The 17,240-nt window shown below is 72.2% G+C and carries 14 protein-coding genes; 10 read left to right on the top strand and 4 right to left on the bottom strand.

The window, feature by feature from the left end; all coding sequences use genetic code 11:
• Nucleotides 1–28: 28 nt before the first annotated feature.
• From ACIRB1_RS07775 to ACIRB1_RS07760, 4 genes are read left to right on the top strand one after another with little or no spacing between them, the layout of a single operon-like run.
• Nucleotides 29–559: a toxin gene (locus tag ACIRB1_RS07775; RefSeq protein ID WP_352185607.1), complete on the top strand. Its 531-nt coding sequence runs from the start codon at nucleotides 29–31 to the stop codon at nucleotides 557–559.
• Nucleotides 556–1,740, top strand: coding sequence for an MAB_1171c family putative transporter (locus ACIRB1_RS07770; protein WP_352185606.1), 1,185 nt, complete (start codon nucleotides 556–558; stop codon nucleotides 1,738–1,740). Before ACIRB1_RS07775 ends, ACIRB1_RS07770 begins: the two co-directional genes overlap by 4 nt.
• Nucleotides 1,737–2,912, top strand: a complete 1,176-nt coding sequence (locus ACIRB1_RS07765) for an MAB_1171c family putative transporter (RefSeq protein ID WP_403464948.1) — start codon at nucleotides 1,737–1,739, stop codon at nucleotides 2,910–2,912. Before ACIRB1_RS07770 ends, ACIRB1_RS07765 begins: the two co-directional genes overlap by 4 nt.
• Nucleotides 2,913–2,959: 47 nt before the next feature.
• A complete protein-coding gene (locus ACIRB1_RS07760) occupies nucleotides 2,960–4,357 on the top strand; it encodes an FAD-dependent oxidoreductase (protein ID WP_403464947.1) in 1,398 nt (465 codons plus the stop codon).
• 70 nt (nucleotides 4,358–4,427) lie between these two features.
• On the opposite strand, the gene ACIRB1_RS07755 is transcribed toward ACIRB1_RS07760, so the two are convergent.
• The 4 genes from ACIRB1_RS07755 to ACIRB1_RS07740 all read right to left on the bottom strand — a co-directional run bounded on the left by ACIRB1_RS07755 (nucleotide 4,428) and on the right by ACIRB1_RS07740 (nucleotide 7,667).
• Nucleotides 4,428–5,270: an SMP-30/gluconolactonase/LRE family protein gene (locus ACIRB1_RS07755; protein WP_352185603.1), complete on the bottom strand. Its 843-nt coding sequence runs from the start codon at nucleotides 5,268–5,270 to the stop codon at nucleotides 4,428–4,430.
• Nucleotides 5,267–6,040, bottom strand: a complete 774-nt coding sequence (locus ACIRB1_RS07750) for an IclR family transcriptional regulator (protein WP_352185602.1) — start codon at nucleotides 6,038–6,040, stop codon at nucleotides 5,267–5,269. The genes ACIRB1_RS07755 and ACIRB1_RS07750 overlap by 4 nt, the downstream gene beginning before the upstream one ends.
• A gap of 153 nt (nucleotides 6,041–6,193) precedes the next feature.
• Entirely contained in the window at nucleotides 6,194–7,414 is a 1,221-nt protein-coding gene (locus tag ACIRB1_RS07745; protein WP_352185601.1) for a helix-turn-helix domain-containing protein, read from the bottom strand.
• A gap of 100 nt (nucleotides 7,415–7,514) precedes the next feature.
• Nucleotides 7,515–7,667, bottom strand: coding sequence for a hypothetical protein (locus ACIRB1_RS07740; RefSeq protein ID WP_266768360.1), 153 nt, complete (start codon nucleotides 7,665–7,667; stop codon nucleotides 7,515–7,517).
• Nucleotides 7,668–7,821: 154 nt separating this feature from the next.
• Here ACIRB1_RS07740 and ACIRB1_RS07735 point away from each other — a divergent pair, with 154 nt between their 5' ends.
• The 6 genes from ACIRB1_RS07735 to ACIRB1_RS07710 all read left to right on the top strand — a co-directional run bounded on the left by ACIRB1_RS07735 (nucleotide 7,822) and on the right by ACIRB1_RS07710 (nucleotide 17,230).
• Entirely contained in the window at nucleotides 7,822–8,799 is a 978-nt protein-coding gene (locus tag ACIRB1_RS07735) for a DUF3068 domain-containing protein (RefSeq protein ID WP_352185600.1), read from the top strand.
• Nucleotides 8,800–8,978: 179 nt separating this feature from the next.
• Nucleotides 8,979–10,166 (top strand): glycosyltransferase family 4 protein, encoded by a 1,188-nt coding sequence (locus ACIRB1_RS07730; RefSeq protein WP_352185599.1) that lies wholly within the window; start codon nucleotides 8,979–8,981, stop codon nucleotides 10,164–10,166.
• On the top strand, nucleotides 10,163–10,990 hold the full coding sequence (locus tag ACIRB1_RS07725) for a class I SAM-dependent methyltransferase (RefSeq protein WP_403464946.1): 828 nt from the start codon (nucleotides 10,163–10,165) through the stop codon (nucleotides 10,988–10,990). Before ACIRB1_RS07730 ends, ACIRB1_RS07725 begins: the two co-directional genes overlap by 4 nt.
• Complete coding sequence (locus ACIRB1_RS07720) at nucleotides 10,987–15,198, top strand: alpha-(1->3)-arabinofuranosyltransferase family protein (RefSeq protein WP_403465363.1); 4,212 nt, start codon at nucleotides 10,987–10,989, stop codon at nucleotides 15,196–15,198. Before ACIRB1_RS07725 ends, ACIRB1_RS07720 begins: the two co-directional genes overlap by 4 nt.
• Nucleotides 15,195–16,502 carry a condensation protein gene (locus tag ACIRB1_RS07715; protein WP_403464945.1) on the top strand — a complete coding sequence of 436 codons (1,308 nt, stop codon included), beginning with the start codon at nucleotides 15,195–15,197 and terminating at the stop codon, nucleotides 16,500–16,502. The genes ACIRB1_RS07720 and ACIRB1_RS07715 overlap by 4 nt, the downstream gene beginning before the upstream one ends.
• The gene (locus ACIRB1_RS07710) at nucleotides 16,499–17,230 is read left to right on the top strand and encodes a class I SAM-dependent methyltransferase (protein ID WP_403464944.1); all 732 of its coding nucleotides are present in this window, start codon (nucleotides 16,499–16,501) and stop codon (nucleotides 17,228–17,230) included. Before ACIRB1_RS07715 ends, ACIRB1_RS07710 begins: the two co-directional genes overlap by 4 nt.
• Nucleotides 17,231–17,240 lie beyond the last annotated feature (10 nt).

The following is a 17,240-nucleotide window of genomic DNA, read 5'->3' as shown; positions in this document are numbered from 1 at the left end:
TCGGCGAATGTCCTGGCATATTGCAGCGGTGCGCACGAAGAAGGAGATGCGTCGGTTCGCCGCCGCCCTCATCGACCCGATGCGCGTCCCGGTCCCGGCCGAGCCCGAGGCCCTGTTCGACGCGCTGGTCGACTCCGTGACGCGCTGGCGAGGACGTGAAGTCGTCGTCCGGCGCGAGGTGTTCCCGCCGCACACCGCCAGCGGCCTGTGGCTGGAGGGCGACACCTACGACGTCATCGTCATCGACAAGCGGGCCGCCGCCTGGCACCAGATCGTGATCTTCTGCCACGAGGTGTGGCACATGCACCAGCGGACCGCCCAGCCCACGCCCAGCGCCGACGGCAGCCCCCAACCCGTCGCCGCCCGCACCGACTTCAGCCTCGCCGACGAACAAGAGGCCGACCGCTTCGGCATGTTGATGAGCGGACGGCTGCGGCCCTGGCTGGAGGCCGCCGCCACGGCGGAGGAGGCACACGGCCCCGCCGTGGACGCCGACGGTCAGGACGGGCTCGCCGGGCGCATCGGAGCCGCCCTCAACTACCGCGGGACCAGAAAATGAGCGGTCTGATCAACTACCTCAGCTGCGGCCTGCTGTGGCTCGGCCTGCTGGTGAAGGCCCCCGATCTCCTACGGCACTGGCGCGACCCCTATCTCCGCGTCATCTGCGTGCTCCTCGGCCTGGCCGGGGCCTGCTTCTTCCTCGGGGCGCCCCCGACCGTCGGCGCGATCAACCACCTCAGCGGCGTCCCGAACCTCGCCGCGCCGCTGACGTACGCGTCGATCACCGCGTACAGCGCGTCCTCCCAGGTGCTCTTCGTGTACTGGCGGGGCGGACCGCACGTCCACCGCACCGCCCGCCGCTGGATCGTGGCGTACACCCTCGTCCTCATCGGCATCGCCGTGATGTTCGCGCTGGGCGACACCCCGGTGGAGCGCCGCACCGACCTGGACACCTACTACGCGAAGACGCCGTTCATCACCGAGATGATCGTGCTGTACCTGTGCGGGCACCTCGCCGCCGTCAGCGTCACCACGGTGTCGTCGCTGCGCTGGGCGCGCCAGGTGGACGGCTGGCTGCGCGCGGGGCTGATCACGCTGGGCATCGGCTCGCTGTGCGGCGCCGGGTACAGCGTGACCAAGTTCGCTGCGGTCATCGCCTGTTGGTGCGGACGCGACTGGACGAAGCTCGGGACGACGGTGTCACCGGCCGCCGCGGGCCTGGGCGCGGTCCTGATCGTCGTCGGTGTGCTGATCCCGCTCAGCGGCCCCCGGCTGACCCAGTGGCGCCGGGCGCGGCGGACGTACGCCCGGCTCGAACCGCTGGAACACGAACTGGACGAACTCCTCACCCGCCGCTCCCTGCGGCTGCCCCGGCCGCGCTGGTCCTCCCCCGCGACCCGGCTGGTGTGGCGGCAGACCAGCATCCACAACGCGCTCGGCCACCTCGACGCGTTCTTCGACCGGGCCCTGTACGAGCGGACGCTGGAGGCCGCCGCCCGCACCACGGGCGACCCGGAGCAGGCCGAGGCGACCGCGTGGGCGGCGGTCGTCGCCGCGGCCGTGGCCGAGGAACGCCACCGCGACCCGCGTCTCCTGCCCGCCGACGAACCGGGCCGGCTCCCCGACCGCGCCCCCGGCACCACCCTCCTGGTGCCGATCGCCGACGCCCTGACCCGCTCCCCGCTCGTCGCCGCCGCCCGGGTCCGCGCCGGTACGACGGAAGGGAGTTCACGGGCATGAGCCTCATCGTGTATCTCGCCGCCGCCGTCTTCGGACTGTCCTGCACCGTCCTGCTGCGCCGCCCGCCGAGCTTCCCGCGCGACCCGCTGACCCTCACCACCTGTGTGGCGATCGTCCTCGGCGCCCTGGGCCTGGTCTGCGCCGCACCGCCGACCCTGAGCGCGGTCAACGACCTCACCGGCGTCGCCAACTTCGGCGCCCCGCTCACCTACGGCATGATCTCCGCGTACAGCTGCTCCCTGCTGGTGCTGCTCTTCCAGTGGCGGGGTGGCTCCCCCGCCCGCATCCGCCGCCTGGTGCTGCGCAGCATGGCCGCCTACGGCGCGCTGATCATCGCCATCGTCGTGCTGTTCGCGCTGGCCGACGCGAGCACCGAGCGGCTCACCGACCTCGACACGTACTACGCCAACACGCCCTACATGCGCGAGATGATCGTGCTCTATCTGCTCGGGCACAGCGCGGCCACCCTCGCGATGTGCACGGTCTGCGTCAGTTGGGCGCGGGAGGTCACCGGTCTGCTGCGCAGGGGGCTCCAACTGATCCTCGTCGGCACCCTGTTGGACGTGGTCGGCTTCCAGCTCGTCAAGTACACGGCGGTGGTGGCCCGTTGGTCCGGGCACAACCTCGACTTCCTGTCCACCGGAGTCGCCCCGCCGATGGCCTCGCTGGCCGCCCTGACCTGCTCGATGGGCTTCGTCCTGCCCCGGCTGCTGCCCACCGCCCGCGCGCACTGGCGCTACCTCGACGACCTGCGCGGACTGGGCCCGCTGTGGTCGGAGATCCGGTTCGCGTCCATCGCGCCGAAGCCGCCCAGCGCGCTCTGGCAGCTGCCCCGGATGCGACTGCACTGGCGTGAGGTGTCCATCCACGACGCCCTGTTGGCGCTCGCCCCGTACTTCGACGACCGGGTCCGTGAGCGCACCCGTGAGGCCGCGCTGCACGAGGGGCGCTCCGCGCACGAGGCCCGGATGGTCGCGGAGGCGGCGATGGTGGCCGACGCCGCCCGCCGTGCCGCCGCCCGCGAGGAACCCTTCGGCACGCCGAGCACCTACCGGCTCTACGCCATGGAGGTCTCCGACACCGGCGGGCTGGTCGAGCTGGCGCGGGCGCTCGCCCGGTCCCGTGTCACCGCGGCCGTACCGGAGGGTACGGTGAAGGCCACCCCGCACTGATCCACTCGCCCGAACCCGCCTGTTCCCGGGCCGACTTGAGGAGCCGCATGCCGCGGAGAGCTGTCGTCATCGGGGCCGGACTGGCCGGCGTGCTGGCCGCGGCCGCGTTGTCCGCCCACGCGGACGAGGTGATCGTGCTCGACCGGGACGAGCTGCCCGAGGGACCGGAACACCGCAGGGGCCTTCCGCAGGGCCGCCACGCCCATCTGCTGATGTCCGGCGGCCTGGCCGCGATGGAGGACCTCGTACCGGGCGTTTTGATGCGCGAGCGGCTGCTCGACGCGGGCGCTCACGAGATCTCCCTCAACTCGGGCCTCCTCGCGCTGACTCCGGAGGGCTGGCTGCGCCGCTGGCGGCACCCGGGCCCCCGCATGCTCACGTGCAGCCGGGCGCTGCTGGACTGGGTGGTCCGCGAGGCGGTCCTCGCCGAGACCAAGACCGTGATCCGGCACGCCCAGGGCGTGGCACTCCTCGGCGACGCCCGCCGCGTCACCGGCGTCCGCATCTCGACGGAGGCCGGGGAGAGGGAACTCGACGCCGACTTCGTGGTCGACGCGAGCGGTCGCGGCTCCCGTGTCGTCCACTGGCTGGAGGATCTCGGCGTCACCGGCGTCGAGGAACGGATCGTGGACTCCGGGCTCGTCAACGCGACCAGGATCTACCGCCGCCCCGCGGGCGCGGAGCACTTCCCCCTCACGATCCTCCAGGCCGACCCCTACGCGTCCCGCCCCGGCCGCGCCGGCATGGTCCTCCCCATCGAGGGCGACCGCTGGATGGTCAGCCTCGCGGGCACCCGCGGTGCGGAACCCCCCGCGGACCCGGACGGCTTCCTCCAGTACATACGCGACCTCCCGCATCCGATCCTCGCCCGGCTGATCTCCGGCGCGGAGCCGCTGACCGACGTGCACACCAGCCGCAGCACGCGGAACACCCGCCGCTATCTGGAGAAGGTCCGGGACTGGCCCGAGGCCTTGATCGTCCTCGGCGACGCCCTGGCCACCTTCAACCCGGCCTACGGCCAGGGCATGTCGGTGGCCGCGCTGGGCGCCCGGACCCTCTCCCACGCGCTGACCCAGGACGGATTCACGGCCCCCGGCCTCTCCGCGAGGGTCCAACGCGCCCTGGCGGCCCCGGTGGAGGGGGCCTGGTCGATGGCAGTGGGCCAGGACATCTGGTACCCCGACACCAAGGGCCCGACGCCCACCAGGGCCGACCACCTGGTCGCCCGCTACTCCCGCCGTCTCCTCAAGGCGGCGACGGGTTCCTACCCAGCGGCGGCAGCCCTGTCGTCGGTGACGAGCATGGAGTCGGCCGCGTCGGCGCTCCTGCGCCCCCACGTCGTGCTCGCCGCCCTCAACGGCCCACTCCTGCCCAGGCTTTCCGCCCCGCCTCTGACCCCGGCGGAACGCCGGACCCTGGCGACTCTGGATCACCGGGCGAGCTGACGTCCTTCAGGGCCGGCTCCGCCGTGTGGGCGCGACCGGCCACAGCGCGCCCGCGGGCACGGAACGGACCTCAGCCCGCGAACGCGACCTGCGGCAGCCCCTTGCCCACGCCCGGCACGACCAGCAACGACCCGGCGACGGGATGCGGCGCCTCAAGCCCCACCCGAGCAGTGGTCACGTACAGGTCGGTGAGGTCCGCGCCCCCGAACGCACACGCGGTGACCAGCGAAGCCGGCAACGGGACAACCCGGTCCAACTCCCCGTCCGGCGTGTACCTCCGCACCGCGCCCCCACCCCACAGAGCCACCCACACACACCCGTCGGCGTCCACGGTGAGCCCGTCGGGGAACCCGGCGCCGGCCTCGATCTGGGCGAACCGCCGCCGTCGGCTGACCCGCCCGTCCGCGTACTCGAACACATCGATCCGCCGGGTGGGCGAGTCGATGTAGTACATCAGCCGCCCGTCGGGACTCCACCCGGTCCCGTTGCTCACCGCGACGTCGTCCAGGACGAGCTGCACGGACCCGTCCCCGGTGATCCGGGACAACGTCCCCCCGCACGCCGCCTCGTCGTAGCGCATCGTCCCCGCCCACAGCGCCCCGTCAGGCGCGACGGCGGCATCGTTCGCCCGCCGCCCCGGAACGACCTCCCGATGCAGCCAGCCGAACTCCCCGTCGGCGTCGAGGAGTCCGACCCCGTCCCGCAGATTGAGGACGAGCCCCCCACCGGCCCGAGGCTTCGCGGCCCCCACGTGCTGGTCGGTGACCCGCACCGTCCGCACCCCGGAAACGGGGTCGTACGTGTGCACCCGGCACCCGAGGATGTCGATCCAGATCAACCGCCCGGTGGCCGCGTCCCAGGTAGGGCCCTCGCCGAGCGTCGCCTCGGCCCGTACCGCCACCTCGTACGTCATCCCACGCTCCGGTGTCCGAGCCGCTCCGACAGTTCGGCCGCGCCCTTCGCCGCCAGCTGCTCCAGCTCGGTCCGCCGCTCGTCGCTCCAGCGGATCATCGGGACGGAGATGGAGAGCGCGGCGACGACCTGCCCGGTGCGGTCCCGGACCGGCGCGGCGACACAGGACACGTCCGGGTTCGACTCACGGCTCTCGACGGCGATCCCCCGCTCCCGGATCTCGGCGAGGGCCACCCGCAGGGCGTCCGGGTCGGTGATGCTGTTGGGCGTCATCGCGGCCAGCGAGGCGTTCGCCGGGATACGCGCGGTCAGCTCAGGGGCGGGCAGCGAGGCCAGCAGCATCTTGCCCACGGAGGTGCAGTGCGCGGGCAGCCGGCGGCCGGCCGCCGACACCATGCGCACCGCGTGCGTGGAGTCGACCTTGGCGATGTAGATGACGTCGGTGCCTTCGAGGATGGCCACGTGCACGGTCTCGTCGCAGGTCTCGGCGACGGACCGGGCGACCTGCTGCCCCTCGGCGGCGAGGTCGAGCTGCTCGGCGTATCGGCTCCCGAGCTGGTACGGACGCACACCCAGCCGGTAACGTCCGGGTTGTCCGGGCACGGGCACGATGTACGACCGGGCCGCGAGGGTGGTGACCAGTTCGTGCACGGTCGTGCGCGGCAGTTGCAGCTTGCGCACGATGTCGGGGGCGGAGAGGGTCCCGTCCCCGTCGAGGAAGAGCTCGAGAATGTCGAGAGCCCGGGTCACGGCAGGTACGAGGCGTCCCACAACCGGCCCCCTTCTTGGTGTCTGTGAGTGGCTGATCTTGGCGTGAGCGCGTGCTTGTGCTGCGCTGTGTTCGAAATTTCAACTGGCGATCGGCATGACGAACACAGGCTAGCCATAGTGGGTTGCCCGGGCAATGGCCGGGTGACCAGGTGACTACCGAACGGCCCCGGTACCCCCCAGCCGACCCCGCAACCGCTGCGCGCGCAAGACGAGTTCGAGCTCGAACCGGCGGTCCGGATGATCGATCTCGTCGCCCCACAGCTCACGGATCTGCCGCAGCCGGTACCGCACGGTCTGCGGATGCACACCGAGCCGCGCCGCCACCTCGGGCGCCCCGCCGCGCGTCTCCAGCCAGGCCAGCAGGGTCTCCGCGAGCCGCCGCCCGTGCGTCGGCCCGCAGTGCGCCAGCGGCGCGAGACACCGCAGCGCGAGATCGTCGATCAGCTCCTCGGGCTGGAGCAGCACCAGCGCCTCGGTGTGCTCGGTGCAGTACAGCACTCCCCCGCCCGGCAACAGCCCCCGCTCCATCAGCCCTACGGCGGCCTCGGCCCAGCGCGCCGACTTCACCGCGTCGGCCAGCGGCACCGGGGGCCCGATCGCCCCGGCCCAGCCGGTCAGCGCCCGGTGCAGCAGTTCGGGCCGCCCGGCGGCGTCCGGTTCGGGCACGACCATGCGGGGCCGCTCGTACTCCATGTCGAGCAGGACCTCCTGCCCCACGGCGGGGGCGACGGCCTCACGCGCGGGGCGCAGCAGGACACCCACGGCGACCTTGTCGGGGAGCGGCCAGCCGATCCGCGCGGCGCGCTCGGAGAGGGCCTCGGCCGGGTCGCCGCGATGGTGTTCGGCGAGGAGGAGTTCCATGAGCCGCCGTTGCAGCCGCAGCCGCTCCCCCGCCTGCCGTGCGGCGGCCTCGGCGTATCCGCGCACGGACTGGTCGACCAGCCCGTCCAGGTACTCGTAGCCCGCGTCGACGAGTGCGTACATCGCGGGCGGCGGGATCTCGACCCGCTGCCCGATCTCGGCCAGCCGGCGCCAGGCGAGCCGGACGCCCATGCGGTAGATCGCCTGGAGCGAGTCGAGGCTGCGGCCGTTCAGGCCCTCTCCGCGCCCGAACTCCTGGAAGACGCCGGGCGGTACGGTCGGCCGCCCCTCGGCGGTCTCCAGGTGCTGGACGAAGACCTCGATGGCACGCCGGATACCGACCAGGGCCATCGGCTCGCCCGACTCGTCCAGCACCAGCGGCAGTTGAGGGTGCTCCCGGCGGATCTCCCGCAGGATCTCCTCGGCGAGCGCGGGTGCCTCTGCCATCGCGATCGCCGCGAACTCCCGTACCTTCAGGCGCGGTACGTCGTGCCACGCCGAGCGCGCGGTCATGGTCGCCGGGCGAGCGGTCGACGGCTGAGCGGTCGCCGATGGCGTGGTCGGCGGCCGGGATGTCGCCGACCGGGCGGTCGCCGGGCGCGCGGCCACGGCGTCAACTCCCTTGGTCCGCTTGCTCGTACGTGACCAACGGGGTGTTCGGCTGGGCTGGTCTCGCGTCGAGCAGGGCGACGATGCCGAGCGCGGCGCCGACGGCGAGGGCGGCGGCCAGGAGCACGGTCAGTGCGGCGGCGAGCAGTCTGGGCATCGCGGGGTCAGCCTCTCTGTCCTGAGGTCCGTGCGCCCCACCTCTGCCCGTCGGCCCAGTGTCGGCAGACATTGACACTCCGTCAAGGGCCGCCTACGGTTCCCGGCCCAAGAGCGGCCCGAACTCCGTCACCACATCCCACTGGAGTGCCCGGATGCGCCGTACAGCCTCTCCACTTTCCCTGATCCTGCTGGGACTCGGCACCTTTCTGCTGGTCCTGGCGCCGCTGCTGGCCTGGTACGTCGAGCCGCGGGCCGCCGTGACCCCGATCGACATCGACACGACCGCCGTCTACCGGGGCACCGGCAGCTACTTCGACACCGGCGAGCTGCGGACCGTGGACGACCAGCGGATCACCGTCACCCAGCAGGTGCGCGGCGATGTCGCGGACAGCGAGAAGAGCGGGGACGCGGTCTGGGACGTCACCACGACCGTCGACACCGACAAGTCCCTGCCGGCCGCCGATCCGCACGACGCGCTGGAGTTCTTCCCCAACCGCTGGGTCACGGACCGCAGGACCAACAAGCCGGTGCACTGCTGCCACGAGAACCCGTACTTCGAGGGCGATGCCTATCTGAAGTTCCCGTTCGACGTGCGGAAACAGTCCTACCAGTGGTGGGACAACTCCCTGGGCGCCACGGTGACCCTGCGTTACGCGGGCACCAAGAAGGTGCAGGGCTGGTCGGGTTATGTCTTCAAGGGCACCGTCCCGCCCACGAAGATCGGCACCCGGCTGGTCCCCGGCAGCCTCGTCGACCAGCCCGGCTCCCCGCAGATCCTGGCCGAGGAGTGGTACTCCAACCACGGCATCGAGCTGATCGCCGACCAGCGCACCGGCCGGGTGATCTACGCCAGCACCGGCCCCCGCCGCACCCTGCGCGCCCCCGGCCACGCCCACGACGCGGTCCTCCTCCTGGACGCCGACAAGCTCGCCTTCACCACGGCCACGCAGAAGGAACAGGTGAGACTGGCGAAGAAGGAGAGCGGCCAACTGCGCCTGGTGGGGCAGACGTTGCCGATCGGTACCGCTGTGGCCGGATTCGTCCTCGCGGCGATCGGAGGCGTTTTGGTGCTACGCGGCCGTCGGCGCCCCGAATCATCCACTTCACCCGAGTATCCGCCCACGATGTGACGTGACGTCAGTTCTAATAACCCCCGAAATTGTCACGCGGGTGAGTAGCCGTCACGAACGCCGGGGCGAAAACTGTCCACCCACCCGGACACAGCCCACGCACAGAACTCCGCACCGCGCCCCGCCCCTTACGGCCCCACCCCACAGAGTTCCGCACCCTGAGACGAGTTGGAGCACCCATGCCCCAGCACGTGCCCTACTCTCCCCCACCCTCGAATTCACTGGGGTGGGGGGACCCCCACCGCGCCCCGTTTCCCCCGGTCGCGCAGTACCCCCCGACGCCGGTGCCGCAACCGCGCCGGATCGTCTTCCTCGCCCACCGGGACCTCGACAACCCGCAGGCCGGCGGTTCCGAACTCCTCGTGGACAGACTCGCCGACGGCCTGACCCGGCTCGGCCATCAGGTCACCCTGCTGTGCGGCGGCCCGGCGTCCTACCGCGACTACCGCGTGGTGTCGGCGGGCGGCGCCTACGGCCACTTCCTGCGCGCCCGATCCGCCTTCGCCCAACTCGTCGGTGACTGCGATCTGTTGGTCGAGGTGTGCAACGGGATGCCGTACTTCGCGCCCGCGTGGCACCACGGGCCGACGCTGCGGCTCGTGAACCACGTCCACACGGACCTGTGGAGGATGCGGTTCGGCGGCCCGATGGCGCCGGCGGCCCGGATCGGGCGAAGACTTGAGCACTGGGCGCTGGCGGGGGCGCGGCACCGGGGGCTGTTGGTCGCGGTGTCTCCCTCGACGGCGCACGCGCTGCGCGGGATCGGGGTCTCGCGGGACCGCATCCGGGTCGTCCACAACGGAGTCGAGGAGCCGGGGCCTCGGGCCGCTCGGTCCGTCGAGCCGTTGTTCGTGGCCGTGGGGCGGCTCGTCGAGTACAAGCGGGTCGATCTGCTGCTGCGGTTGTGGGAACGGGTACGTCCCGTTGTCGGCGGGCGGCTGCTGATCGTCGGTGACGGCCCTGAACGTGAGCGGCTTGAGCGACTCGCCGGGCCCGGCGTGGAGTTCACCGGGCATGTCTCCGAGGCCCGGAAACACGAACTGCTCTGTGCGGCCTGGTTGTTGCTGCATCCCTCCGCGCTGGAGGGGTGGGGCCTGGTGGTGACCGAGGCCGCGGTCCGGGAGACTCCGGCGGTGGCGTTCGACGTGCCGGGGCTGCGGGACTCGGTCGTCGATGGCGTGACGGGTGTCCTGGCCCGGGGGGAGTCCTCCTTCGCGGCGGCCTGGTGCACGTTGGCGTTGTCCGGGCAGCGACGTGAGGTCATGGGCAGGGCGGCGCGGGATCGTGCGGCGCGCTATCGATGGGACCGGACGATCAGGCAGTTCCGGTCGGTGGCCGGTGAGGCGGTGAAGGGCTGGGGGCCGTGAGCCGGCCGCGGTCCGGCGGGGGCTGGTCGCGGCCCCGCGGCGGAGCCGCTGATGTCACGCCCCCGCGCCCTCATCAGGGCGCCGCTCCCCACCGGCGGTTCAAGGACCCGTCTCTTCACCGGTCCCTTGCCCTCTTCCGCGCCTTTCTGCATGAGCAGGACGACCCGGAGTCCTGCTATGCGCTGCTCGCCACCGACGCCGCCGATCAGGTCGAGTCCTACGACGGTCCCGTCGCCGGGCGCACGGTCGTGGACGTCGGTGGTGGGAGTGGGTACTTCACGTCGGAGTTCCGGCGGCGGGGCGCTCACGCCTACCTCTTCGAGCCGGACGTGGGGGAGTTGGCGCGCAAGCCGGCGGACGGGACCGTGATCGCCGACGGATATCTGCTCCCTCTGTCCGACGGAGTCGCGGACGTCACCTTCTCCTCCAACGTTCTCGAGCACGTGTCCGATCCGCAGACGTTCCTCAGTGAGCTGGCGCGGGTGACCCGGCCCGGTGGGCTGATCTACGTGTCGTTCACCAACTGGCTGTCCCCGTGGGGCGGTCACGAGTGGGCGCCGTGGCACTACCTCGGTGCCGAGCGGGCCCGTGCGCGCTACCGGCGGCGTACCGGAAAGCCGGCCAAGCACACGCTCGGCGAGAACCTGTTCGCCGTGCACATCGGTGCCACCCTGCGGCAGGTCCGTGCCCGCGACGACGTGACGGTCGTCGTGGCGCGTTCCCGCTACTGGCCCTTCCTCGACCGAGCCGTCGTCAAAGCGCCCGGGATACGGGAGTTGGCCACCTGGAACCTCCTCCTCATTCTCCGGCGGTGTCCACCATGACGGCGACCACGGTCCAGGCCCCGCCCCCGGCGGCCGACCCCTCCGGCACGACCGTCGCGGGGCCGCCGGAGGGCCCGAGGTCATGGCGCTGGCTGCTGGGGTTCTGGGCCGTGGTGTTCGTGCTGTTCCTCGCCGTGCACCCTGGCCGGCAGACCTTCGACACCAAGCTCGGGGTGACCGTCGATCCGGGTCAGTTCCTGTCCGACCTGGGCCAGTTGTGGCACGACCGGGGTTCGTTCGGCGGCATCCAGGACCAGTACGCGGGCTACCTCTGGCCGATGCTCCCGTTCTACTGGCTGGCCCACGCCGTGCGGTTGCCGGTGTGGCTCGCGGAACGCCTGTGGTTGTCGCTGATCCTCTCGGTCGCCTTCTGGGGGGCGCTGCGGCTGGCCGAGCGGCTGCGTGTCGGCAGCCCCGCGTCCCGGCTGCTGGCCGCCGTGACGTACGCGTTGTGGCCGGTGTTCACGATCGTCGTGGGGTCGACGTCCGCGGCCGCGCTCCCCGGGGCCTTCCTCCCCTGGGTGCTGCTGCCGCTCACCGACGAGCGTCATTCGGCCCGGATCGCGGCCCTGCGGTCGGCGCTGGTCGTCCCGTTCATGGGCGGGGTGAACGCGGCGGCGACCCTCGCCTCGCTCCTCCCGGTGGGTCTGTATCTGCTGTCCCGCCCACCGGGGCCACGGCAGCGCAAGCTGATCGCGTGGTGGGTGCCGGGGGTGGTCCTGGCGACGGCGTGGTGGTGGATCCCGCTGCTCATGCTCGGTGTCTACGGCGAGAACTTCCTTCCGTACGTGGAGACTTCGCAGACCACGACGGACACCATGTCGGCCACGGAGGGCCTGCGCGGAGCCGGTGACTGGGTCGCCTATCTGCATCTCGGGGAGGCGTGGATACCGGCCGGGTGGACGGTCGCCTCGTCGGTGATCGTCATCGTCTGCTCGGCCCTCGCGGCCGGACTCGGCCTGGCGGGCCTGGCCCGACGGGACATGCCGGAGCGGCGGTGGCTGGTGCTGATCGCCGTGACGGTCGCGCTGATCCTGTTCGCCGGGTACGGCGGCGCGTTCGGGGCGCCCTTCCACGGGCTGGTGCAGGACTGGCTGAACGGCCCGCTGGTCCCCTTCCGCAACATCTACAAGTTCCAGGCGGGCCTGGCCCTCGCGCTCGTCCTCGGCCTGGCCCACCTGGTGGGCATCGCCACCGAGCCACGCGGAGCGCGTCCGGTCCCGGGCCGCCGGCTCGTCCCGCTGATCGCGCTGGTCCTCGTCCTGCCCGGTCTGGCCTGGCCGTATCTCAACGGGTCGATCCTGAACCCGGGTTCGTTCCAGCGGCTCCCCGCATACTGGCAGTCCACGGCCGACTGGCTGCACAGATACTCCCCCGACTCCCGCGCCCTGGTCGTCCCGGCGACCGCGCACGGCATCTACACCTGGGGCTCCCCCATCGACGAGCCCCTCGACGTCCTCGCCGACTCCCGCTGGGCCGAGCGCGACTACGTCCCGATGGGCACCCCGGGCAACCGCCGCGCGATGGACGCCGTGGAACAGGCGCTGGCCAGCGGCAGCGAAGTCCCGGGCCTGGCCGACTACTTGAGCCGGGCGGGCGTCTACTACGTCGTCGTCCGCAACGACCTCGACCCCGACCAGATCGGCTACGTCCCGACGACCACCGTCAAACGCACCCTCGAACAGTCCGGCTACCGGCGGGTGACCGGCCTGGGCCCCGTCATGACCGGCGGCCGCATCGCCGACGACACCCCGCTCCAGGTGGAGGGCCTCTACCCGCGCCAACGGGCGGTGGAGATCTACGAACCGACCGGCAAGGACGTGATCCGCCCAGGCCAGGCGGGCCTGACGCCGGTGGCCGACACGGCGGTGGTCTCGGGCGGCCCGGAGTCCCTCCTCCCCCTCGCGACCGAACTCCGGGGCCGGGCCACGGTGTTGACGGGCGACAACCACCCGGGCCTGGGCTCCCCCGCGCTTCAGATCGTCGGCGACGGACTGCGCCGGGCGGACACCCGGTTCGGCCTCGTCGACGCCAACACGTCGTACACCTACACCCCCACCGAACGCAACGCGCCCGACGCGGTCCAGGACGCCGGGAAGAAGCCGAAGCAGATCCTGCCGACGAAGGGCATCGCCCACCAGACGGTCGCGCGGCTGCGCGGCGCCCGCTCGGTGACGGCGTCGTCCAGCGGCAACTGGCTGTTCTCGCTCCCCCAGTTCGACCCGGTGAACGCCTTCGACGGCGACCCCGGCACCGCGTGGGCGGAGGGCGCGCCGGGTTCGCCGAACGGGCAGTGGCTGCGCATCGGGTTCGCGGGCGGATCGTACGACATGCCGAGTTCGTTCAAGGTCACCCCGCTCCCGCAGGAGAGCGTGCGGGCGGCGGCGACCAAGGTGCGGGTGCAGACGGCGAAGGGGACGGCGACCAGCTTCCTCCAGCCGAGCGGCATGACCCAGACGATCAAGTCCCCGCCGGGCGAGACGGGTTGGATGAAGCTGACGATCGTCGGCTCGGTGGCCCGGCACACCGGTCTGACCGGTGCGGGCTTCTCCGAGATCGCCCTGCCCCACGTCCAGGTGACCCGGCTCCTCCAGCTCCCCACCGACGCCGACACGAGCGACGCGTCCGCCGAGATCATCTCCCTGCACCGCACGGCCGACCCGACCGGTCTCTCCCCGACAGGCACGGAGGCGGGCCTGCACCGCACGTTCTCGACGGCGACGGCGGGAGCGTACGAGATGAGGGCGAGCGCGGTCGCCGTCCCCGGCGAGGAGCTGGACAGGCTCCTCTACGAGGTGGCCCCCGCCCAGCAGCACCGCGTCACCGCGACGGCGGACTCCACCGCGGCGCTCGGCACGGGCCTCTCCGCCCGCAACCTCACGGACGGCGACCTGACGACGGGCTGGGTGGCGGGCGACCGCCCGACGATCCACCTCACCTGGACCGGCAAACAGGCGGTGGGCGAAGTGGTGCTGGCCCCCGCGGGCGGCCTGTCGACGCGTCCGACCGAGGTCGACATCAGTTCACCCGACGGCTCGACGATCGCGGGCGTGGACGAGAACGGCGTGGCCCGCTTCGATCCGATCACGACGGACCGCCTGACCATCACCGTCACCAAGACCGCCCCCCTGACCCTCCACAACCCGATAGCGGACGACAGCCTCCAGCTCCCGGTGGGCCTCACCGAGGCCTACATCCCGGCCCTGGCCCAGTACCGCACCCCGCAGCCGAACCCGTCCCGCCCCTTCACCCTGCCCTGTGGCAAGGGCCCGGTGGTGGCGGTGGACGGCGAGCTGTACGCAACGAGCGTCCAGGGAACGGTGGGCGACTTGACGGCCCGCCGAGAGGTTCAGGTGACGCCTTGTCAGCAGGGCTTGTCGGACGGGTCGTTGGAGCTGACTTCGGGCGCACACCGGGTCGAGGCGGGCGACGCGGGCCCGTTGACCCTCACGGACATCACCCTGACCCGGGGCACGGTCACCGAACCCATCGCCACGAACCGTCAGTTGACGATCCAGGACTGGCTCGGCGACCGCCGGGAGGTGACCGCGGGGGCGGGCGCGGCCTCGTACCTCACCACCTACGAGAACTACAACACGGGCTGGAAAGCCACCCTGAACGGCAAGGAGTTGTCCGCCCTGCGCCTGGACGGCTGGCAACAGGGCTGGCGCGTCCCGGCGGGCGCGGGCGGCAAGATCAAGCTGACATATGAACCGGCGACCACGTACGAGGCCGGCCTGATCGGAAGCGGCGTAGCCATGGCGGCCCTCCTGGCCCTGGTCGTCTGGCGCCGCCGGGACCCCAACCCCGACGACCTCCAACCACCCCCACCCCTACCGGGCCTGTGGCTGGGCACGGTCGCACTGACCCTGGTCGGGGTGGTGATAGCGGGTTGGTTCGCGCTTCTGGTCCCGGCACTGGCGCTACTCGCGTACCGCCGCCACGCCCTCCTGGTCCCCATCGCCTTCGTGGCCATGACGGGCGCGGGCATCACAGCGGCGACGGGAGCGGGCGACCCGGTGGGCGCGGCCCACGGAGCATTCGGCCACGCGGCCCAACTCCTGGCACTCATAGCCCTGTTCGCAGGTCTGGTCAGCACCGAGGGCTGGAGCGCCCCGATAGGGGCGCGGGGCCGTGACATCAGCGGCTCCGCCGCGGGGGCGCGACAAGCCCCCACCGGCCCGCACCAAAAGGACGACCCCCGATGACCACACTCGACAACCCCCGCTTCCCCACCCGCATCCCCTTCCCCACAGTCGACGAAATCGCCCGCCACTGCCACCAGTCCACGGAACCGGAAACCGTCCACATAGAGGTCCACCTCCCAGGCCCCCTCAACCCGGACCGCCTCCGCACCGCGTTCACGGAGGCCCTCCACCACCACCCCCGCATCCTCATGCGCGAGGCCCCGGGCCCCTGGTACCGCCGCCGCTACGAATGGGAGCTGACCCCCGCCCCGGACATGGACGTGGTCACCTTCCCGCCCGCCACCAAGGACGCCCTCGAAGAAGCCCGCACCCGCTCCCTCACCCACACCCCGCCCCTGACCACCTCCCCGCCCATCCGCCTGGAAGCCGTCCCCCTCCCGCCCCCGGGCACGGGAACCGCCCTGATCCTCACGGTCAACCACACGGCGCTGGACGGCCCCGCCTGCCTCCGCATCCTCGCCACCGCGGCGGAGCGCTACGGCGGAAAGGACAACACCCCGACCGCCCCGCCGACCCGCCCCCCGGAGGCACCGGAACCCCCCGAGAACACCCCGTCCGTGTGGACCCCGCCCGCCCGGGTCGCCCCCGGCACCCCCGACCGGTCCCCCGGCGGCAACGGTCTCCTCCTCACCGAACTCCCGGTGCCGCACCGCCCCAAGGGCTCCCCGTACACGGTGAACGACCAGCTCATGGTCACCACGGCCCTGATGATCGCCCACTGGAACCGGGAACACGGCGAACACCCCCGCCCGCTGCGCATCACGATGCCCGTGGACGACCGCCCCCGGGGCACGGACATGCCGATAGGCAACGGCACGAGACTCGTGGAAGTCACCTTCGCCCCGGCGGAGTTGACCCCCGCCCCGGCCCGGATGGCCGATCTGCTGCACCGCACGGCGAACCGCACCCGCACCCTCAAGGCCCTCCAACGCCCCCAACTGGGCCATGGCGCGGCTCTGTTGACGGCCCCGGTCGTCCCCGTGGCCTGGCGCGCCGCCCTCACCCGAGGGCTGCGCAGGGCAGCGGCCCCCTGGACGTCGACCACCCTCCTCAGCAACATCGGCCGCATCCCGTACACCCTGGACTTCGGCGAACCGGCAGGCCGAGCGCACGCGGTCTGGTTCTCCGCCCCGGCCCGCATGCCCCGCGGCTTCACCGTGACGACGGCGTCCACCGCGGGGAAGCTGCACGTCGCCCTCCGCTGGTCCCGCACCCTCCTCGGCCCCGGCGACGGAGCCCACCTCCGCGACCTGTTCGAGCACTACCTGCACACGACGGAACAGACGGAGGAGCATCCGGCATGACGACCACCACCCCGCATCGCCCCGGCCTCCGCGACTTCTACGAGAACCCCGCCGTCCCCGTCGCCTCCGGCCCGTCCCGCACCCTGCGCCAGGCCCGCGCCCTCGCCACCGCCCTGGGTCCGGCCACCGCCGGACACCCCCGCACCGTCCTGGACATCGGCTGCGGCGACGGCACCGCCGCAGCCACCGCCGCACCTCTCCTCGCCGGTCACCGGGTCGTCGGCGTCGACTGGTCCCAGGACGCCCTGGCCCGCGCCCGCACCCACCTCCCGTACACGGTCCGCGGCGAACTCACCGCGCTCCCGCTCCGCTCCGCCTCCGCCGACGCCGTCCTGTTCAGCGAAGTGATCGAACACCTCGTCGACCCGGACACGGCACTCGACGAGATCCGCCGCATCCTGCGGCCGGGAGGCCATCTCATGCTGTCCACACCGAACTTGGCGGCCTGGTACAACCGCGCCCTGCTGCTCGCCGGCGTCCAGCCCGTGTTCTCGGAGGTGAGCCTGCGCGCGATCCACGGCCGTCCGGGCAAGGAGGTCGTGGGACATCTGCGGCTCTACACCCCGCGCGCGTTGCGGGAGTTCGTGGCGGCGGCGGGCTTCACGGTCGTAGGGCTGAAGGGGGCGCCCTTCCACGGCGTACCGCGTCCGCTCCGGCCGCTGGACCGACTGGCGTGTGCCAGACCGCGGTTGGCGTCGATCCTGTTGCTGCACGCGCGGAAGAGGTAGGGGGCGCGGC

The organism is Streptomyces sp. NPDC096013, from assembly GCF_044763565.1.
GTDB lineage: Bacteria > Actinomycetota > Actinomycetes > Streptomycetales > Streptomycetaceae > Streptomyces.
This window is presented reverse-complemented; position numbering and strand designations above follow the sequence as displayed.